We start from the raw sequence: 19,210 nt of genomic DNA on the forward strand, positions 1-19,210 counted from the left end.
ACAAAAATAACGAGGTATCGAATATGACATTGTTAACTGATTTAACCACCTATAAATCCTAACCTGCACTGAAAACCTATTCTCTAAAAACGATCTTGGTTATGGATAGTCTGTGCAAGGTATTCAGATAGTTAATATTTCTGTAAATTTGGTTGTAATACAGTTGCTTAAATTAGTTCTGGTCATGAGCCAGTCGCCGGATTGCAGTTCGCTGCCAAGCCGGATGCTGCTGCGGCCGTAGCGGCTGATGATGTTGTCCCATGCTCTCATTAGTTCAGGGCGGTGATTGTGCTGGCTGTGACAGAGTAAATCTAACTGTCGGAATGTGTGCTCTGGTTCGATGCCACTCAGTTCAATTCCACATTTTTTATATTCGTAGCCGGAACGGTAGATGCTGTTTAACAGGTGCCGGGCAATGTGGTTGAGGGTGAGTGTGTCGTTACTGGCCTGAGGCAGTTTGGTAATCCGGTAGCCGTTGTATTGTGGCAGGTCGTGGCGAAAGCAGTTGGTGTAGATAAATACACCAATGATATGTGCCTGACTGTTTTGTTCGCGCAGTTTGGCTGCTCCGGCGGTAATGTGATGGCTGATGGCCGCCTGTAAACCGTCAAGATTGGTAACTATGTTGCCGAAGCTGCGGCTACGGACGATATTCTGGCGACCGGCTTCTTCTGTGATGAGTTCGCTACAGGGAATTCCCTGCATTTCCCGCTGGGTACGTTCGAGTACAACACCAAATTGTTTTCTTAAGGTTGGGGTATGGGCATTGATGAAATCCAGAGCGGTGTGAATGCCTTGGGCGGCGAGTTTGTGGCCGGTTCTGCGGCCGATCCCCCAGATTTCGGTAACCGGCTCGCTGGCAAGGGCTCGTTGTCTGATATTCTGATTCCAGTCTGTCCAGACAACAACGCCATTGAAGTGATGGCGGTGGCGTTTGGCCAGATGGTTACAAAATTTAGCTAGTGTACGGGTAGGGGCAATGCCGACACATGTCGGTATACCTACCCACTGCTGGATACGGGAGCGGATATTGTGGCCGAGCTGATGCAGGTTGTTCAGACCGTGCAGGCTGGCAAAGCATTCGTCGATTGAGTAGATTTCAATGGCCGGTACCAGTGAGGCGATGGTGCTCATCATGCGTCGCGACAGGTCGGCATACAGCTCGTAGTTGGACGAGAAGACGATTAGTTTGCCTTGCCGCACGAGGTGCTGAATCTGAAAGTAAGGTACGCCCATTCTGATGCCCATGTCTTTGGCTTCATTGGAGCGGGAAATGACGCAGCCATCGTTATTGCTCAGTACGATAACGGGTTGCTGCCTGATTTCGGGGCGATAGGCTCTTTCACAGGAGCAATAGAAGTTATTGCCGTCAATCAGGGCAAACATGGGCAGGATTCAGGGCTTGCAGCAGATGTTTATGCTGACGGATGATTTGATAGATATCGCGATCAAGCTGTCCTTGCGGCTGATTGAGCAAGGTTTGCAGTTCGTCGGTATTGCCGGCACTGCCCAGATAAATCCAGTGGTGAAAGATGTGGTATTTGTGCTGTTCTTTTATATAGGCGTAACCACTAAACGGCCATGCAGCCAGTTTAATTTTCTGTAAGGCCAGTGCAAGTTTGAGGTTATGTATGTCGGCGGTAATTTTGTTGATGCAGGCACCACTGCACTGATGCAGCTGATAGCGGAAGCAGGGGCGGTTATTGCTACCTTTTTCGATCCCCAGAGTTTGCAGACACAGATCGGTGTTGCTGATGATGTTTTTAATGCTTTTCTGTGCATCGCTTTTGCTGTGAAACAGGCCGTAATAGTGCTGTTCGCGGTTAAGCTGAACGTGGCGCATGGGTACAATGCTCAGGGTATTGTATCCGTTAGTATTGGTATTCAGCCGGAAGCTGAACAGGTCTTTCTGACGGCGTAGGCGGCGGTTGAGAATGGGCTGACGCTGCTTAATCTGAGCTGATTCGGTGAGCAAGGCGTCCAGTTCGCCGCTACAGGGGATAATGTCGATTTTTCTGGCTTGCTGTGACAGGCTCATTTCTTTGCTGTTGTGTACATCTTGACTGAAATGGCTCATCAGGCGGGTTTTAACTTGCTTGCTTTTGCCAATATACAGAGGAATGTCGTTGTCACCATAAATAAGGTACACGCCGTAATCGTCGCTGATGTTATCCAGAACATCGCTGTGCAGGTGAGCGGGCAGGCTGGGGCGCTGCATGATGGTTTTACAGGCCTGATGCAGGATGTCTGCGGGAAAGTTGTGTCTGAGCTGCTGCCAGAAGTCGTAGATAGCCCGGGCATCGGCAAAGGCTCGATGACGGTTTTGCATGTCGATGTTATGGCGGGCAATAATTTTGTCCAGTCCGTGATGTTTGTGTTCGGGATAAAGCAGACGCGACAGTTTAACGGTGCACAGTTGCTGCGGGTTGAATGTTCTGCCCAGACGTTTGAAAGCCGCTTTGATGAAGCCGTAATCAAAACGTACATTGTGCGCTATAAAGATTCGCTCTTTGAAGATGGCTGCCAGCCGGTCGGCAATTTCATTATCGAAATAAGGTGCTTTTTCTACCATTTTATTGCTGATACCGGTAAGAGACTGAATAAAAAGCGGAATGCTGGTATCGGGATTAAGCAGAGTATGAAAAGCTTGTGGCTGCTGCTGTCCGGCTTCTGTGTAAATAACTGCGATTTCGGTAATACGGTCGCTGGTGGTGCGTCCGCCGGTAGTTTCGATATCGACAAAGGCAAGTTGCTGATCTGAAAACATGGTTTCTGGGTTAGCGGATATGTTTGATAACGTAGGTTACGACGCCGACGATGGCAAGGGTGTCGCCTTCTTTTAAGCTGAAATTGGGATAAGACTGGCTGCTGTTTTCGGAGTGTAGTTCGATGCGGCTGTTATCCAGTTTGTGCAGTCGTTTGATGGTAAATTCATTACCTAAATCGGCCATGACGATATCACGGTGTTTGGGTGTGAGGGAGCGGTCGATGATAAGCAAATCGTTGCGGCTGATGCCGGCATCCTGCATAGAATCACCACCGCAGCGTACGGCAATGGTGGCAGCCTGATTTTTTATCAGATACTGGTTGAAATCCAGATAATCGCTGATATAGGGTTCTGCCGGGCTGGGAAAGCCGGCGGGAATGGTTTCGGTAGCTAAGGGAATGTTGAGCCGCGTGAGGTTGTCGGCTATTTTCCAGCAGTCAGCAGGCAAATGCTGTGCCGGTCGCAGCGGGGTAACAGCCAGCTGATTCATCAGGTGTTCTACTGCCGGTATCAGGCTGACGGGAATGCGTTTGACTATTTTGGGTCCGGCAATTCTGGCTTTGCGTCCGGCGCCGGCTCTTACGCCGCCATGCTGATTGTGTTTTGCTGCTGTATCAACCACAATTGTGCTCATCTTGATTAAGTTATTTAATCAAGAATGGTAGATTTTTGATTTTTCTGCGTCAATTATGCCTGCTGCGGATGGCTGGTAATGGTTTGTTTTTTATCTGTTATGCTGTCCGATATTACCCATACTAATCAAAGCTAACTTATTTTATAGTTTTGAATTGGTTTGTATTGATGCTATCGAATGCAGATAAGCCGGGATGGCAGACAATAAGTTTACTGATGTTGTGCAGGCAGGGAGGCAGGACGGGCCGGGTGGCTGTTTGAGCCTGAAGCGTTACTGGCTGAGTTTATTTCATCCGCAATCCGGTCCAGGGTAGTGGTGGTTTCCAGATGGGTACTTTGGATATCCGAAGCGGTGATAGCTGCGGCTTCACTGACGCTGTGTGTGCTCTCATTATGTGAACAGGCTGTCAGGCAGATAAGTGTAAGAGTGAATAGTGGAAGAGAAATTTTCATGATAGTTGTACGGATGCTGATTTAATTCTGCTTATTATGATCGGGTAAGTGGTGTACAGCCACATTGGGTGAGCAGCTGAGTAGTTTCGTATACAGGCAAACCCATGATGCCGGTGAAGCTGCCGCTGATATGCTCGACCAGCATTCCGCCCAGCCCTTGAATACCGTAAGCCCCGGCTTTATCCAATGGCTCACCGGTGGCAATATAAGCGGCAATCTGTTCATCATTTAAGGCGGCAAAACTGACTGTACTGGTTTGCAGGGTCTGAAAGGTTTGATTTTGCCAATAGATGCAGACTGCTGTATGGACATGATGTTGTTGTCCTGACAGCAGTTTAAGCATACGAGTTGCATCGTTGATATTTTCCGGTTTACCGAGAATCAGGTTATTCAGGCTGACGGTGGTATCGGCGCTGATAAGGGGAAACTCTGGTGGCTGTTGTTTGCTTTGCTGCCAGGCATTGAGTGCTGCACGGTTTTTCATGCTTGCCATGCGCCGGACATAATCTGTGGCGTTTTCATTCGGATAGGGGGTTTCATCGATCTCTGCATTTAGCCGCAATACATGGTAGCCAAGATTAATGAGGATTTCATGCCGGCGCGGGCTGCCTGATGCAAGATAGACGGTTAGCGGATTCATTGATACAGGATGATTATGTATGGTTGAAATTGACTATGGTTATTTTAGTATTGCTTTAAGTTAGCATGTTGCTTGTTAACGATATAATAAAAGATTATGCCGGATATTTGTTAGCTGCAAGTCATATCCGGCAGCAGATTAGGTTTACTATTATCGGTTTAATGGTTTACGTCGACAATAAATCGTCCTCGGATTTTACCACTAATGATATCTTCTGCAATGTCGCGACACTGATTCAGCGATATGGTATGCGCGATATTTTCTAATTGCTGAATGTCCAGATGTCTGGCAAGAAAATCCCAAGCTGCAATACGTTTTGCCCGTGATGCCATGACGCTATCAATACCTGCCAGAGTGATACCTCGCAAAATAAATGGTGCAACTGTGGCCGGAAAATCCATACCCTGCGCCAGTCCACAGGCGGTAACAATGCCACCATACCGGATTTGTGCGCAGATATTAGCCAGGCTATGAGAACCAAGCACGTCAATGGCTGCCGACCATTGTTCCTTTTGTAATGGTTTGCCTGTATCAGACAAGGTTTTGCTGTCGATAATATGCTGCACACCTAGTTGCTGCAGATAATCTGTATCGTTGATTTTGCTGGTAGCTGCGGTAATGGTATAGCCCAGTCGGGTGAGTAACATAATCGCCACTGATCCGACACCGCCGGTGGCTCCGGTAACCAGAATATTACCCTGTTTTGGGGTAATGCCATGCTCGATTATACGTTGTACACACAAGGCTGCTGTATATCCGGCGGTTCCGATAATCATGGACTGTCGGGCAGTTATGCCTGCGGGTAGGGGGATAAGCCAGTCTGCATTGAGAAAAGCACGCTGGCTCATGCAGCCCCAGTGGGTTTCTCCACAGCCCCAGCCATTTAAAATCACTTTATCTCCGGCTTTGAAATGCTTACTGCTGGTGCTAATAACGGTTCCGACACCATCTATACCGGGAATCATCGGCCATTGCCGTACCACAGGTCCGCTGTTGGTAATAGCCAGAGCATCTTTATAATTCAAACTTGAATACTGCACCTCAATCAGGGTATCACCTGATTGTTGCATCAGGGTGTCTTCACTAATATTGTGGATGTTGCAGAAAAATTCAGTCTGATTTTTTTCTAAGAGTATGGCTTTGGATAGCATGATGATATTCCTGTTGCAGTTAACTAGACGAATGGTCTGTTTTTATTATAGACCGGTTGTCTAGTTGTAAGTAATTATTGCCGAATCTATCCGAGTATATAAGGGATTTTGATTAAATTTCAGTTAAGTAGAGTGTTATTAATTATGGCTGGCAACAGATATTGGAAGCTGACTAATGGTTTTTTATCAGATTAAAAAACTGTTCGGTAAAGATATCCAGCGGCGTTGCATTTTTGAGTAATTTGGCACGGCTGACTGCACCTTCCCAGCCAAGCCAGAAGAAGTAAGCCAGTTTTGTGCAGTCTGTTTGTGAACTGATTTCTTGCTGCTGTTGCGCCAGCTGCAAACAACCGGCTATTTTTTCCTGCCAGTTGTGCAGGATGTTATTGAGTAAAGCAGGATAATTTTGTGGCAGAAGAGATTCATCCTGCATTAGTTCACCCACCAGACAACCTCTGTTGAAATGATATTTGGCCATGCTGGTTTTGGCATCTGTGCAGAATGTATTAATTCTGGCCAGTGCGGAAGAGATATTCTGGTTTAATAAATGTTGTTCCAGTTTTTCAGTAAAAAAGTGGTCGTAGTATTGGAGTATAGCTGTGCCAAACTCTTCTTTACTCTTGAAATAGTAATAAAAAGAACCTTTGGGTACGCCTACCTGTTTCAGTATGCTTTCAATATTGGCACTGATGTAGCCGTGTGTGGTCATGGCTGCTACGCCGCTGCGGATAAGGGCGATTCTGGTGTTATTACCTTTGCGGGATAATGAAAGTGTACTGAATAATTCTGTCATTGTTATAAGATTTTTGCGGGCTGGTTGGGACAAATGGCTGTGGCAGGGGTCAGTTTGGTTTTCCCTGTTTTCTGACGGCAGTGCGACATAGCCAGTCCAGACAGCTGATGGGCAGGAATTTTTTCAGATACCAGAAGAGGTGTGCCGGTACGGTAACCGGGTAACGTGCTTTAGGTTTGCTGGCATTGAGTGCACGGGCGCAGACCTGGGCGCATTGTTCGGCAGTCAGTGTAAATGGTGCGACAGAACCGGCTGCCTGCAGGCGGTTGAGCTGTGCCTGATAGGCGGCACGATGCACGCTGTTTTTAACATCTATATATTGTTTGAATTTAATCAGTGCATTGGGACGAAAGCGACTGGTGATTGGTCCGGGCTCAAGCAGGCTGATATAAATACCACTGGCATGAGTTTCATGACGCAATGTATCACATAGTCCTTCCAGTGCAAATTTACTGCTGGTATAAGCACTGCGCCATGGCATGGCTGCATAGCCCAGTATGCTGGAATTTACCAGAATACGACCATGCTGCTGACGCCGGAAAATTTTCATTGCTGCGTTGATGCATTGCCATGTGCCGAATACGTTGGTATTAAACTGTTCCTGTAAGGCTGCCCGGCAAAGATCTTCGGCTGCGCCTGTCTGACCGTAACCGGCATTGCAAAATAAAGCATCAAGGTGGCCGAATTCGGCTATTACGGTTTCGATAGCTGCCTGTATCTGTTCATCATTGGTAATATCCAGTTGCAGACTGTGAAAACCTTCTGAACGTAAGCGCTCAACATCTTCTGCCCGACGGCAGCTTGTATAAACGCGCCAGTTGTTTTGTCGCAGAAGCTGAGCGGTTGCATACCCGATACCACTGGAACAGCCTGTGATCAGAATAGTTTTCATCATATTTATGTCGGTTGGAATTTATTTACCGGATGTAGTTTAACATGCCGGAAAATGGATATATCCGGGTTGTTTGACAGTTATGCTGTTAGCAGCAGGCGGGAAAATATCATTTTCCTGTCTGTGCGGAATATGCAGCTTCTGCCGGTAATCAAATTATTTTATTGCGTTATCAGCGTGCTTCATTTAATCGTTAATTAAAAGATTACTGTTCTTTTTCAGCTGCTTCATCATAAGCGTCGACAATTTTCTGTACTAACGGATGGCGTACTACGTCTTCGCTGGTGAATACGTGAAAATAAATCCCCTCAATGTTGCTGAGTTTTTCACGCGCATCTTTCAGACCGCTTTTGATATTTTTAGGTAAGTCGATTTGGCTGATGTCACCGGTAATCACTGCTTTGGCTCCGAAGCCGATACGGGTCAGGAACATTTTCATTTGTTCCGGTGTGGTATTCTGGGCTTCGTCCAGAATAATATAAGCCCCGTTAAGTGTGCGTCCGCGCATATAGGCTAAAGGTGCGATTTCAATCAGCCCTTTTTCCAGTAGTTTGGTCACACGGTCAAAGCCCATCAGGTCATAAAGGGCGTCATACAGGGGACGCAGATACGGATCGACTTTTTGTGCCAGATCGCCCGGCAGAAATCCGAGTTTTTCCCCGGCCTCTACAGCTGGACGAACCAGTACGATACGTTCTACCTGATGTTTTTCAATGGCATCTACTGCGGCGGCGACAGCAAGATAGGTTTTACCGGTACCGGCAGGTCCCAGACCAAATACGACATCATGTTTTAATAATGCCTGTATATAACCGTTCTGACGCGGGGTGCGCCCGCTGATGTTGCCGCGGCGGGTGCGCAGTGTCCAGACTTTGGGTTCATGGTAGTCTGAATTTTCCTGGGTGGTGGTTTTGGCTTCTACCGCAGCTAAATGGATGTCACTATCGCTGATATCGCGCTCACGCGCTATGCTGGCCAGATTCTCCAATGCTTTCACTCCTTGACTGATATGTTCTCCGCTTAAGGTAAAATGGTCAAAACGACGGGTAATTTCAAGATCCAGAGCTTTGCCCAGGCTGATAATGTGCTGGTCTAATACGCCGCACAGGCGTTGCAGAGAAATATTGTCTATCTGATGTAACTGATAATGGCTGGTTTGACTCATAATTACAATAAATAAAAAGATAAATATTGATTTTAATATGTAGTCAGGCTGATCGAAAGCAAGAGAGGATGATTTGATAATATTTTATCTGATAAAAGTGTTTTTTGTGTTTGCTTAAAGAAAACACCGGCTGACCTTGCCGGCAGAAATGAGTTGATATAGATTGTAGGTGTGGTGGAGAAATGCTGCAGGCAATTTATACTACTGCATATATAAATAATTCTGAAATGGAACATTGCATGCGAACTGCGACAATTACGCGTAATACCAGTGAAACAAAAATACAAATAAGTATTAATCTTGATGGCACCGGTGTAGGAAATTTTGATACCGGAGTGCCTTTTCTGGAGCATATGCTTGATCAGATTGCCCGTCATGGGTTGATTGATCTGGATATCCGTTGTCGCGGAGATCTGCATATTGATGATCATCATACTGTTGAAGATATTGGCATTGCGCTGGGACAGGCGTTAAAACAGGCACTGGGTGATAAATGCGGTATTACGCGTTATGGTCATAGTTATGTGCCGCTGGACGAGTCTTTGAGCAGGGTGGTGCTGGATTTATCCGGTCGCCCCGGTCTGGTCTATAACGTAGAGTTTACCCGGGCGTTAATCGGCCGGTTTGATGTGGATTTGTTCAGTGAATTTTTTCATGGTTTAGTGAATCATGCCATGATGACTTTGCACATTGATAATTTGCGTGGTTTGAATGCTCATCATCAGGCAGAAACGATTTTTAAAGCCTTCGGTCGTGCTTTGCGAATGGCTGTTACTCAGGATGAGCGAATGGCAGGGGTGATGCCGTCGACGAAAGGTACGCTGACTGCATAATGGTTTTGTATAGATTCTAATCCGCTGGTGTGTATACATTGGCGGATAAATTTATTTATGTCGGTCTGTACGAGTAATTATGAAACCATCTGCAATAATTTATTTTGCAAATCACAATTACTGATGGCTGTCTTATATACGTTATATTGTATTTGAAGTGATTGATTACAGTTTCTATCGGCTTGTACAACAAATTGCTGATGAATATGCCGGTTATTTATATCTTTAGGATTATTTTTTTACGGTTAGCTGTCATTGAATTTAACGGATAAAAATAAATGAAATCAGTCACCGGATAATAAAATTCTGATGGATAATATGGAAATAATCAGCATAATTGCTGATAAATATGTGTTTTTTTAGCAAGATTATGGCTACGTATCATAATCTGCCAGTTTCAGATTTTCAGCTATCCGGTGTTCATGTATGATAACAAGCTGTTTCTTTGCAGGCAGCCCGTTAGTGATAACCGGACTCCGGATAAACTTTTGCTGCAGGTATGTTCAGTTGATTTTATAAAGATATGAAGATGAAAGTAGCCATTGTCAATTATGGTATGGGAAATCTGCATTCAGTGCTGAAATCTGTACAGGCAGCAAACCAGTTACAGCAGATGCAGGCGGAAGTTATTCTGACAGCCGAACCGGATGAGGTATATCAGGCTGATAAAATTATTTTTCCCGGTCAGGGGGCTATGCCGGATTGTATGGCTGCTTTGCAGCGGAGCGGATTGGCTGATGCACTGGAAGACGGATTGCGGCGCAAACCGTTTTTTGGTATCTGTGTTGGCGCGCAATTGCTGTTTGAATGTAGCGAAGAGGGTAATACGGCCGGATTAGGCTGGTTTCAGGGTACGGTACCGCATTTTCAGGCTGCATTAAGTACTGATGGCAGACCACTGAAAATACCGCATATGGGCTGGAATCGTGTACATCAGATGCAAGAGCATCCTTTATTTGCCGGTGTGGCTCAGTATGAATGGTTTTATTTTGTTCATAGTTATTATCTGCGACCAGAGGATCCGTCAATTATTCTGGGTACGGCTGATTATGCCGGTAATTTTGCCTGTATAGCAGGCAGAGATAATGTTTTTGCTACGCAGTTTCATACTGAAAAAAGCCATGCGGCCGGTTTGCAGCTGCTGGGTAATTTTTTGCGGTGGGATGGTACGTTTTAATTGAAGTAAAGGTACCGGTGTTTAACTCGTCAGTATATTTGAATTTAATATGTTATTGATTCCAGCAATTGATTTAAAAGGCGGACAGTGTGTACGTCTTCAACAGGGGCTGATGGAAAAAGCCACTGTATTTTCTGATGAGCCTGCACAGATGGCTGTGCACTGGTGTCAGCAGGGTGCGCGTCGTTTGCATTTAGTTGATCTGGATGGTGCTTTTGCTGGAAAACCAGAAAATATGACCGCCATCAAAGCGATACTTGAACAGGTAGCGGATAATGTGCCTGTGCAGCTCGGCGGTGGCATTCGTGATTTGCATACAATTGAACAATATCTGCGGCTGGGACTGAGTTTTGTCATTATTGGTACAGCAGCTGTGAATAATCCCGAATTTGTGCGTCAGGCATGTGCAGCTTTCCCCGGACAAATTATTGTCGGGCTGGATGCTAAAGATGGCATGGTTGCCATTGATGGCTGGGCAAAAGTGACAGATATCCATGTTACTGAGCTAGCCAGACAGTTTGCGGATGATGGTGTTAACAGTATTATTTACACTGATATTGGTCGTGACGGAATGATGAGTGGTGTGAATATTGATGCCACAGTCAAGCTGGCACAGGCAGCTTCTGTGCCGGTTATTGCATCCGGCGGGGTGAGCAGTATGAACGATGTGGAAGCTTTATGTGCCGTAGCCGAGCAGGGTGTTACCGGAGCTATTGTAGGACGCGCGATTTATGAAGGTTCACTTGATCTGGCCGCAGCACAGCGGATGGCTGATCAGTATAAGTAATAAATTTTGCTGACAGTGCTTGTATCAGAATATTTTCTGATAATCTGATTTTGTATAAATTAATAATAATCATATAGGACTCGATTAATACCGATAGCCAATATGATTTTTGGACTGTAACTGTACAGGTAATCAGGGAGGACGTTTATGGTTAGCATCTTAGGTGCGGTAGTAATAGTTTTATGGCTATTGTTTACAATGAACCGCCCGAGACAGACTTTTTTTCAGGCCAGTATATTTACGATGGCGATGATGGTATTCAGCAGCATCATAGAACATGCATGGCCGGAAGTTAACAATGTCTGGTTAGTAGGATGGATAGCACAATGGGTATTTGTATTCATTGTCATATGGCTCTTTGATATTATTGCTGTAAGTACTACCAGTGCCGTGATTTATACATTAGTTGTGGGTATTGTTTACTATTTTTATCAGAATCATATTTTTGCTCTGGTTGCGCAGTGGCTAGGTAAATGATTGCTGCTCAGTAGCAGAGAAAGATGGCATTATTATGGCTTTAGCCAAACGTATTATTCCCTGTCTGGATGTTGATAACGGGCGAGTAGTTAAGGGAATTAATTTTGTTTCTTTGCGTGATGCCGGTAGTCCGGTTGAGGTAGCACAGCGTTATAATGATGAAGGTGCTGACGAGCTGACTTTTCTGGATATTACTGCCAGTTCGGATAATCGTGATACGATTTTACATGTTATTGAAGCGGTAGCCAGCCGAGTGTTTATTCCGCTGACAGTAGGGGGCGGCGTACGCAGTGTTGAAGACGTGCGCCGCTTACTTAATGCCGGTGCTGATAAGGTATCAATTAATACCGCAGCAGTGACCAATCCTGAACTGGTTAGTGAAGCCAGTGCATTTTTCGGTAATCAGGCAATTGTTGTGGCCGTAGATGCTAAAGCAGTCAATGCCGAGAATACCTGCTGGGAGGTTTTTACTCATGGCGGACGCCGACACACCGGACTCGATGCAGTAGCCTGGGCACAGGATATGGCCTTACGCGGAGCTGGTGAAATTTTGCTGACCAGTATGGACCGTGATGGTACCCGGGCAGGGTTTAATTTACCGTTAACCCGGGCTGTAAGTGATGCTGTGTCGGTTCCTGTTGTTGCATCAGGAGGTGTGGGCAATATTGAACATTTGATAGAAGGTGTTCAGGAAGGTCATGCTGATGCTGTACTGGCTGCCAGTATTTTTCACTTTGGTGAAGTACGTATTCAGGATGCCAAGATAGCCATGAAACAGGCCGGTATTGAGATGCGTATCTAATCTGGCTGCCGATAATGGTTGTATGTTTACCTGAAAATAAGGACAATTGCAGTGTTTGATACGCTTCTGGATGCGATAAAGTGGGATGATAAAGGTCTGGTTTGCGCGGTGGTGCAGGACAGGCATACTCAGCGCGTTCTTATGGTGGCATGGATGAATGCCGAAGCTTTGCGTCAGACAGTAAGTACTGGTCTGGCTCATTATTACAGCCGGTCACGCCAGCAGCAATGGATGAAAGGTGAACAGTCCGGGCATACGCAAAAGGTATATGAAATGCGGCTGGATTGCGACGGTGATGCACTGGTGCTGCTGGTTGAGCAGTCCGGAGGTATTGCCTGTCATACCGGACATGCCAGCTGTTTTTATCGTGTTTATCATGATGGTGACTGGCAGAGCACTGACCCGGTTATCAAAAATGAAAATGAAATATATACATGTCCTGCCAAAGGACACACACATACTGATTAAAGAGGAAGCAGGATGACACAAGTGCCGGAAAAAGCAGATTTTTCCAGAGTATTAACTGAACTGGCTGATGTGCTGGACAGCAGACGTGAGGCTTCACCGCAAACTTCTTATGTTTCTCAGTTATTGCATGCCGGTGAAGATAAAATCCTGAAAAAAGTTATTGAGGAAGCCGGTGAAGTATTAATGGCATCCAAAGACGGAGATAAACAGCATTTAGTTAAAGAAGTTGCTGATGTCTGGTTTCATACGATGGTGTTATTAACTTATCATCAGATTCGGGTTGAAGATGTATTGCAGGAATTGCAGCAGCGGCAAAATGTGTCTGGTCTGACTGAAAAAGCCAGTCGCCAGCCACAGTAATTACAATGGAATTTTAAATATGCGCAGCTGTGAGTAAACAGCAGGCGCATGTTTTTTTAGGCAGTTGAAGTAAAGGATAACATCATGGGCAGTTTTTCAATTTGGCATTGGGCTTTGGTATTACTGATTGTTGTACTGGTTTTTGGCACCAAAAAATTACGTAATCTTGGTAAAGATCTGGGCGGAGCTGTACACGATTTTAAGCAGGGACTGAACGAAAGTGACCGGGAAAGCACAAAAAATGATGATGTAATCGAACATAATAAAGACGACAGCAAAGTGTAGAAAGCATTTATGTTTGGTTTGGGGTTTGGTGAAATTTTACTGATTGCTGCTGTGGCTCTGGTTGTACTCGGACCGGAGCGACTACCCAAGGTAGCACGCAGTGCCGGTCTCTGGGTCGGGCGCATTCAGAATTTCATTAATAATGTTAAAACCGAACTAAGCCAGCAGGCCGGTGTGGCAGAATTCAGGCAGGCGCGTGACAGTATTGAAGCCGCAGCCCGTTCTTTTGAGCATGATATCAATGCCAATGTGCATAGTATCCGCGGTGAAGTAGATGCACTTAAACGTCAGCTCTCTAAAGAGGAACAGCAGGCTGAAACAGACAGTACACCTGAGTTCTCTGGGTCGTCACAAGATTATCATTTGCCGGTAAGGGAAGCACCGTTGCTGCATCGGGTATCGTTACGCCGGCAGGCTTTGCAACGCCGGCGGGATATGCGACCGCGGCACAGCATTACTCCTAAACTGCGGGTACGCCGACATTGATGGATAACCGATTGTGAAGCAGGTTGAAGAAAATACTGAATTGACGCTGATTGATCATTTGCTGGAATTGCGTCGCCGCTTGATGTGGATTCTGGGAATTCTGCTGCTGTGCTTTGCAGTTTTGGTGCCCTTTGCGCAAAAAATTTATACTTTTGTAGCTGAACCATTAATGGCGAATCTTCCGGCAGGTCAGCATATGATTGCCACAGAAGTGATTGCCCCGTTTTTTGTTCCGTTAAAAGTAACACTAATGGCAGCATTTCTTTTGACACTTCCACATACACTGTATCAAATCTGGGCTTTTGTGGCACCGGGTTTGTACAGACATGAGAAACGTCTGATACTGCCATTACTGATTGCCAGTGTTTTATTATTTGCTTTAGGTATGGCATTTGCCTACTATCTGGTTTTTCCGGTTATTTTCCGTTTTCTTACCGGTGTTATTCCTGTCGGTGTCAGTATGGCAACTGATATAGATAAATATTTGTCTTTTATTCTAGGTATGTTTGTAGCATTCGGAGTAACATTTGAAGTGCCTGTACTGGTGATTCTGTTAAACAGAATCGGAGTAGTGTCTGTTCAGCAATTGAAAAAAGCCCGTGCCTATGTGGTGGTAGGTGCTTTTGTTGTAGCTGCCGTAGTGACTCCACCGGATGTGCTGTCGCAAACATTACTTGCTATACCGCTGATTCTTCTTTATGAAGTAGGAATTCTGGTGTGTCGCTGTTGGGGTAGTAGTAACAAAAAGACTGCTTTAACAGTCCACTCGGGAAGAGAATAGTTTTGTCACTTTTGCTTTTTTACTGAAATAACAGGCTGCCTGAGAATTTTCAGGCAGCCTGTTTAATAAATAATATAAGCCGGCTAATGATGTTATTCGTTGGAGAGTTGTATGAATCAGTCACAAATTGATTCGTGTCCGAGTATTTGCCGTCTGTCCACACTGATATGGTGGCTGGGGATGCTGACTTTATGCATTGTGCCATTTATGTCGAGTTGGCGGGTAGGTACGCTGTCAAGCTTTTATCTGGAAGCCGGGACGTTATTTTTTGCTCTTTGTCTGACTGGATTAACGGTACTGACACGCAAAACTCAGTTTTCATTTCCTCCTGCCTGTATCAGTCTGCTATTGCTCGCTTTTTTGCTGATGCTACAGGCAAGAGTTATGCATCTTACTTATATCAGCCAGTCTGATCTGACTGCTCTGGTATTTGTAGTAATGGCTTTGCTCGCATGGGCTGCACGGGCATGGGTGATTCGCATAGGCCAGACTCAGGCTGTCACTATTCTGGCGATGGCTCTTGTACTGGGTGTACTACTACAGTCAATCGTGTGTGTAATGCAGTTTGCTGATATTGCAGACCGGATACCGGGAATATTGCGCGGTCCGGGTAATCATTACATCTATGGTCAGCTGGCACAGCGCAATCATCTCGGGCATTATCTGATGTGGGGCGTGCTGGCACTGTGCTTTTTATGGGAACAACGACGTCTGCCTAACTGGCTGGTATGGGTTTTATTAATCTGGTTTACCGGCATTATGGGACTGATCGGTTCACGGACGATTGTTGTCTATGTGCTGGTAATAGGACTGTCACTATTTTTCTGGCGCTGGCGTGCCGGCTCTGCAGCGAATCGCCTGTTGCTGATGCTGGGTATTGCCATAGGTCTGGTATTGCTGTTTCAGCTGATATTAAGCCCATTATTTGACATGTTGCTGCATATCAATTTTCAATCCGGAACAGCACGGCTGGAACAGGGTGGATTTGCCCGGTCAGGCAGACAAATGGAGTGGCATAAGGCTTGGCTGATATTTCAAAGCGCTCCGTGGTTTGGTTATGGCTGGGGCAGTTATTCATATCAGGGCTTTGCTATTGCAGATGTTTATCCGAATGGTTTTCGTCAGTATGAAAATACTGTGCTGTTTACTCATTGTCATAATCTGGTACTACAATTACTGGCTGAAACAGGCATAGTCGGATTGCTAATTGTCAGTGCTTGCTTTTTATGGGTTATCTGGCCTCATTTACGTAAGGGATTTAATCCGGCATCAATTGTGCTGATCAGTATGATTCTGGTGTCTTTATGCCACAGCATGCTGGAATATCCGCTGTGGTACAGCTATTTTCTTGCTGTGTTTGTTTTGTTTGTGGCACTAACGCCTGTATCACAGGAGGACTTGAAACGGTCTTGCCGTCCGGCGTCCGGCCGCGTAAATCAGTTCTGCGCCATAGTGGTATTGATTTCGATGGTTCTGCTTCTGTGGCAAATGATGAACTATCAGCGTTTTTTAAAAGTGCGTGCTGAACGTAATCTGCCCCAGGCTGAACAAGTAAGCCGTATGCATGATTTGCGTAATCAAATATACTTTCTTCGTTATTATGTAGACATGGCAATTATCGAAAAGTTGAATGTTACTGATTCTTTTTTACCTTTATGGGGTAAACAGGCTGCATTACTTGCCGGACGGTATCGCCCGTATAGCAACACTTTCATGCGCGGATTTTACTTAGAGCAAGCACATCAGAATAATGAGGCTAAAGAGTGGTTCAGCCATGTAAGTCATTATTATCCTGTACTTGTTCCTGGTTTTATAAGCAGATTTAAACAGCAGCCTCAGGCCGTGGCAGTAATACCACAATTGCAACAAGATTGCCTGAAATATCAGCAGCAAAGCATGCAGAAAGTGAATTGTTTATAGAGTTCAGACAAATATTTAACATAGTGCTTTTTAATGAAAAAATGAGAAAAAGCCTTGTTATTGTAAAGATAATCTCAACCTACATGTTAAGATACAAAGTGTAAATATAGTAAATTCGTCTGTAGTCAATACAGACAACGCACTTCCATTTAGGAGGATGATATGAATCGCGTATTATTAATTGATGATGATAATTTGTTGACTGAACTGCTCACTGAATATCTGACAGCAGAAGGTCTGGAAGTCAGCCGCGTTGCTGATGGTGAAGCCGGTGTTAAAGAAATTTTAACCGGTCAGTATGATGTAGTGGTTCTGGATTCCATGATGCCGAAAATGAACGGTCTAGATGTATTGAAAACGGTACGGGTTCAAAGCAAGATTCCGATTATTATGCTAACCGCCAAAGGCGATGATATTGATCGCATTATCGGTTTGGAAATGGGTGCGGATGACTATGTGCCGAAACCTTGTCAGCCGCGTGAATTGCTGGCTCGTATCAATGCTATCCTCCGCCGTACACATCAAAGTCATGACAATGACCAGAATGGCATTCCGAACAGTATTGCAGCCAGTGGTGTAGTACTTTATCCGGCTAAACGTCAGGTTACTATTGAAGAAGAACCACTGGAGCTGACCAGTACCGAATTCAATCTGCTGGAAGTGCTGATGCGTCATGCCGGACAGGTAGTTAGCAAAGAAACACTGTCTCTGGAAGCACTAGACCGGAAGCTGGCTAAATTTGATCGCAGTATCGACGTTCATATATCCAGTATTCGTCATAAGCTGGGCAATGCCAGTCTGATTCAGACTGTGCGTGGTCTGGGCTACCTGTTTGTAAAAAACTGAACCAGTGGATACAGGCTGTTAATAAACAGCCTGTTCTGATTTATGAAACTGTTCCCCCGTATCTTTGCTACTTTTTGTGCTGTAATTGTTTGTGCCATTTTTGTGGCCAGTTCTTCATTCTGGCTGGTACAAAACACTTTAGCCGAAACACGGTTTAAACAACAGCGCAATTTTGAAGAAAATCTGCTGAGCAGCACCATGAATGCGTTTCAGGCACGTGGTGATGCCGGTATACGCGAACAACTGGTTGAGTGGGGGAATAGTCCGGGTGGTGAAAACCTGTATGTTATTACCGGTGACAATAAAAATGACATACTAGGGCGCCCTATTGATCCTGAGGATATTGATAAAGCACATGAGTTCGCTTTGTCACATCCGCACTCAAAACTCGTACAGATTGCCTATAATTCACTGGGTGAAGAATATCTCTTCATGATTCGCGGCTGGAACCATGAACGCACTCCACGTCCGCCGAGCCCGTTTTTTATTCCTGGTTTACCCATTGCACCAGTCTGGCACGAATTTATCATTCTCAGCTTTATTATTATAGTAGGTTTATTAACAGCCTATATACTGGCTAATAACATTACTCAGCCAATCCGCGTATTGTGGCGCGGGATGGATCGTCTGGCTCACGGGAATTTGCAGACCCGTGTTTCTCATCAGCTATCAGAACGTCGTGATGAACTGTATTCTCTGGCTGTGCAGTTTGACAATATGGCAGATAAACTGCAGAAGCTTGTGGAAAAAGAGCGTCACCTGTTGCACCATGTATCACATGAAATGCGCTCTCCGCTGGCACGCATGCAAGCGATTATTGGTTTGATTCACGTACAACCACAAAAACAGGAACAACACTTGCAGCGTTTGGAAAGTGAACTGGGGCGTATGGATTTACTGGTAGGTGAACTGCTTACCTTGTCACGGCTGGAAACTTCTGATTTGCCTATTACGCTGGAACCTTTGTCTTTGGTGCCACTAATCAAGCAAATCGTGGAAGACAATCAGTCCATAGCTATGCAGCATCAGCAGACTTTATCATGGCAGTGTGATATTCCTGATACTGCTATGGTAAAAGCCAATGAAAGCTATTTATATCGGGCTTTTGATAATGTTGTGCGTAATGCCATTAATTACAGCCCTGATGGCAGTGAAATTAAAGTTTATCTGCATGAGGGTGGTAAACAGCAATGGCAGGTTGATATCAGTGACAATGGACCCGGTGTGGCAGAAAATCAGTTACCGCATATTTTTACTGCTTTTTATCGTGCAGACAGCAGTGCTAATAAACCGGGTACAGGTTTAGGCTTGGCGTTAACTAAACATATCATTGATCGTCACCATGGCAAAATTTATGCAGATAATCAACAACCCAAGGGTTTAAGTATGCATTTTTTACTGCCTAAATTTACGCCGGGCAGAAACAGGAACCGCCAGAAAAATAAAAATCAGTTGCCTGTAGCCAACGGATAAAGTTATTTATACTTATCCGGC

At 45.2% G+C, this 19,210-nt stretch carries 21 protein-coding genes and 1 pseudogene; 13 read left to right on the plus strand and 9 right to left on the minus strand.

Going from position 1 to position 19,210, the window contains the following annotated elements; all coding sequences use genetic code 11:
• Nucleotides 1-123 precede the first annotated feature (123 nt).
• The 9 genes from H3U82_RS00660 to H3U82_RS00700 form a co-directional block, all read right to left on the minus strand.
• Complete coding sequence (locus tag H3U82_RS00660; protein ID WP_198208730.1) at nt 124-1,386, minus strand: Y-family DNA polymerase; 1,263 nt, start codon at nt 1,384-1,386, stop codon at nt 124-126.
• Nucleotides 1,370-2,767 carry a 3'-5' exonuclease family protein gene (locus H3U82_RS00665; RefSeq protein ID WP_198208731.1) on the minus strand — a complete coding sequence of 466 codons (1,398 nt, stop codon included), beginning with the start codon at nt 2,765-2,767 and terminating at the stop codon, nt 1,370-1,372. Before H3U82_RS00665 ends, H3U82_RS00660 begins: the two co-directional genes overlap by 17 nt.
• Nucleotides 2,768-2,777: 10 nt before the next feature.
• Nucleotides 2,778-3,401: a LexA family transcriptional regulator gene (locus H3U82_RS00670; RefSeq protein ID WP_198208732.1), complete on the minus strand. Its 624-nt coding sequence runs from the start codon at nt 3,399-3,401 to the stop codon at nt 2,778-2,780.
• A gap of 209 nt (nt 3,402-3,610) precedes the next feature.
• Nucleotides 3,611-3,853 carry a hypothetical protein gene (locus tag H3U82_RS00675; protein WP_084553790.1) on the minus strand — a complete coding sequence of 81 codons (243 nt, stop codon included), beginning with the start codon at nt 3,851-3,853 and terminating at the stop codon, nt 3,611-3,613.
• Nucleotides 3,854-3,887: 34 nt separating this feature from the next.
• Nucleotides 3,888-4,493: a nucleoside triphosphate pyrophosphatase gene (locus tag H3U82_RS00680; protein ID WP_198208733.1), complete on the minus strand. Its 606-nt coding sequence runs from the start codon at nt 4,491-4,493 to the stop codon at nt 3,888-3,890.
• A 158-nt stretch (nt 4,494-4,651) separates the two neighbouring features.
• Nucleotides 4,652-5,644: an MDR family oxidoreductase gene (locus H3U82_RS00685; RefSeq protein WP_198208734.1), complete on the minus strand. Its 993-nt coding sequence runs from the start codon at nt 5,642-5,644 to the stop codon at nt 4,652-4,654.
• 172 nt (nt 5,645-5,816) lie between these two features.
• The gene (locus H3U82_RS00690) at nt 5,817-6,437 is read right to left on the minus strand and encodes a TetR/AcrR family transcriptional regulator (protein WP_198208735.1); all 621 of its coding nucleotides are present in this window, start codon (nt 6,435-6,437) and stop codon (nt 5,817-5,819) included.
• Between the two features lie 49 nt (nt 6,438-6,486).
• On the minus strand, nt 6,487-7,329 hold the full coding sequence (locus tag H3U82_RS00695) for an SDR family NAD(P)-dependent oxidoreductase (RefSeq protein WP_198209932.1): 843 nt from the start codon (nt 7,327-7,329) through the stop codon (nt 6,487-6,489).
• Between the two features lie 205 nt (nt 7,330-7,534).
• A complete protein-coding gene (locus H3U82_RS00700; RefSeq protein ID WP_041878921.1) occupies nt 7,535-8,494 on the minus strand; it encodes a PhoH family protein in 960 nt (319 codons plus the stop codon).
• Between the two features lie 242 nt (nt 8,495-8,736).
• Between H3U82_RS00700 and hisB the strand changes: the two are divergent.
• The 13 genes and pseudogenes from hisB to H3U82_RS00765 form a co-directional block, all read left to right on the plus strand.
• Nucleotides 8,737-9,327: pseudogene (hisB, locus tag H3U82_RS00705) on the plus strand (imidazoleglycerol-phosphate dehydratase HisB); the annotation flags it as partial.
• Nucleotides 9,328-9,856: 529 nt separating this feature from the next.
• Nucleotides 9,857-10,504 carry an imidazole glycerol phosphate synthase subunit HisH gene (gene hisH, locus H3U82_RS00710; protein WP_198208736.1) on the plus strand — a complete coding sequence of 216 codons (648 nt, stop codon included), beginning with the start codon at nt 9,857-9,859 and terminating at the stop codon, nt 10,502-10,504.
• Nucleotides 10,505-10,553: 49 nt separating this feature from the next.
• On the plus strand, nt 10,554-11,291 hold the full coding sequence (gene hisA, locus H3U82_RS00715) for a 1-(5-phosphoribosyl)-5-[(5-phosphoribosylamino)methylideneamino]imidazole-4-carboxamide isomerase (RefSeq protein WP_084553800.1): 738 nt from the start codon (nt 10,554-10,556) through the stop codon (nt 11,289-11,291).
• A 147-nt stretch (nt 11,292-11,438) separates the two neighbouring features.
• Nucleotides 11,439-11,768 carry a hypothetical protein gene (locus tag H3U82_RS00720; RefSeq protein WP_025331288.1) on the plus strand — a complete coding sequence of 110 codons (330 nt, stop codon included), beginning with the start codon at nt 11,439-11,441 and terminating at the stop codon, nt 11,766-11,768.
• Between the two features lie 34 nt (nt 11,769-11,802).
• Nucleotides 11,803-12,570 (plus strand): imidazole glycerol phosphate synthase subunit HisF, encoded by a 768-nt coding sequence (gene hisF / locus H3U82_RS00725; protein ID WP_025331287.1) that lies wholly within the window; start codon nt 11,803-11,805, stop codon nt 12,568-12,570.
• 51 nt (nt 12,571-12,621) lie between these two features.
• The gene (gene hisI, locus H3U82_RS00730; protein ID WP_025331286.1) at nt 12,622-13,038 is read left to right on the plus strand and encodes a phosphoribosyl-AMP cyclohydrolase; all 417 of its coding nucleotides are present in this window, start codon (nt 12,622-12,624) and stop codon (nt 13,036-13,038) included.
• A gap of 12 nt (nt 13,039-13,050) precedes the next feature.
• The gene (locus H3U82_RS00735; protein WP_078475718.1) at nt 13,051-13,398 is read left to right on the plus strand and encodes a phosphoribosyl-ATP diphosphatase; all 348 of its coding nucleotides are present in this window, start codon (nt 13,051-13,053) and stop codon (nt 13,396-13,398) included.
• Between the two features lie 84 nt (nt 13,399-13,482).
• On the plus strand, nt 13,483-13,683 hold the full coding sequence (gene tatA, locus H3U82_RS00740; protein ID WP_025331284.1) for a Sec-independent protein translocase subunit TatA: 201 nt from the start codon (nt 13,483-13,485) through the stop codon (nt 13,681-13,683).
• A gap of 9 nt (nt 13,684-13,692) precedes the next feature.
• Nucleotides 13,693-14,169 carry a Sec-independent protein translocase protein TatB gene (gene tatB, locus H3U82_RS00745; protein WP_084585739.1) on the plus strand — a complete coding sequence of 159 codons (477 nt, stop codon included), beginning with the start codon at nt 13,693-13,695 and terminating at the stop codon, nt 14,167-14,169.
• 13 nt (nt 14,170-14,182) lie between these two features.
• Nucleotides 14,183-14,950, plus strand: coding sequence for a twin-arginine translocase subunit TatC (tatC, locus tag H3U82_RS00750; protein ID WP_025331282.1), 768 nt, complete (start codon nt 14,183-14,185; stop codon nt 14,948-14,950).
• A 111-nt stretch (nt 14,951-15,061) separates the two neighbouring features.
• Nucleotides 15,062-16,870: a PglL family O-oligosaccharyltransferase gene (locus H3U82_RS00755; protein WP_198208737.1), complete on the plus strand. Its 1,809-nt coding sequence runs from the start codon at nt 15,062-15,064 to the stop codon at nt 16,868-16,870.
• A 162-nt stretch (nt 16,871-17,032) separates the two neighbouring features.
• Complete coding sequence (locus H3U82_RS00760) at nt 17,033-17,716, plus strand: response regulator transcription factor (RefSeq protein ID WP_025331280.1); 684 nt, start codon at nt 17,033-17,035, stop codon at nt 17,714-17,716.
• Nucleotides 17,717-17,758: 42 nt separating this feature from the next.
• Nucleotides 17,759-19,189, plus strand: a complete 1,431-nt coding sequence (locus H3U82_RS00765) for a cell wall metabolism sensor histidine kinase WalK (RefSeq protein WP_084565536.1) — start codon at nt 17,759-17,761, stop codon at nt 19,187-19,189.
• The last annotated feature ends 21 nt before the right edge of the window (nt 19,190-19,210 follow it).

The organism is Snodgrassella sp. W8132 (genome assembly GCF_016100865.1).
Taxonomy (GTDB): Bacteria; Pseudomonadota; Gammaproteobacteria; order Burkholderiales; family Neisseriaceae; genus Snodgrassella; species Snodgrassella alvi.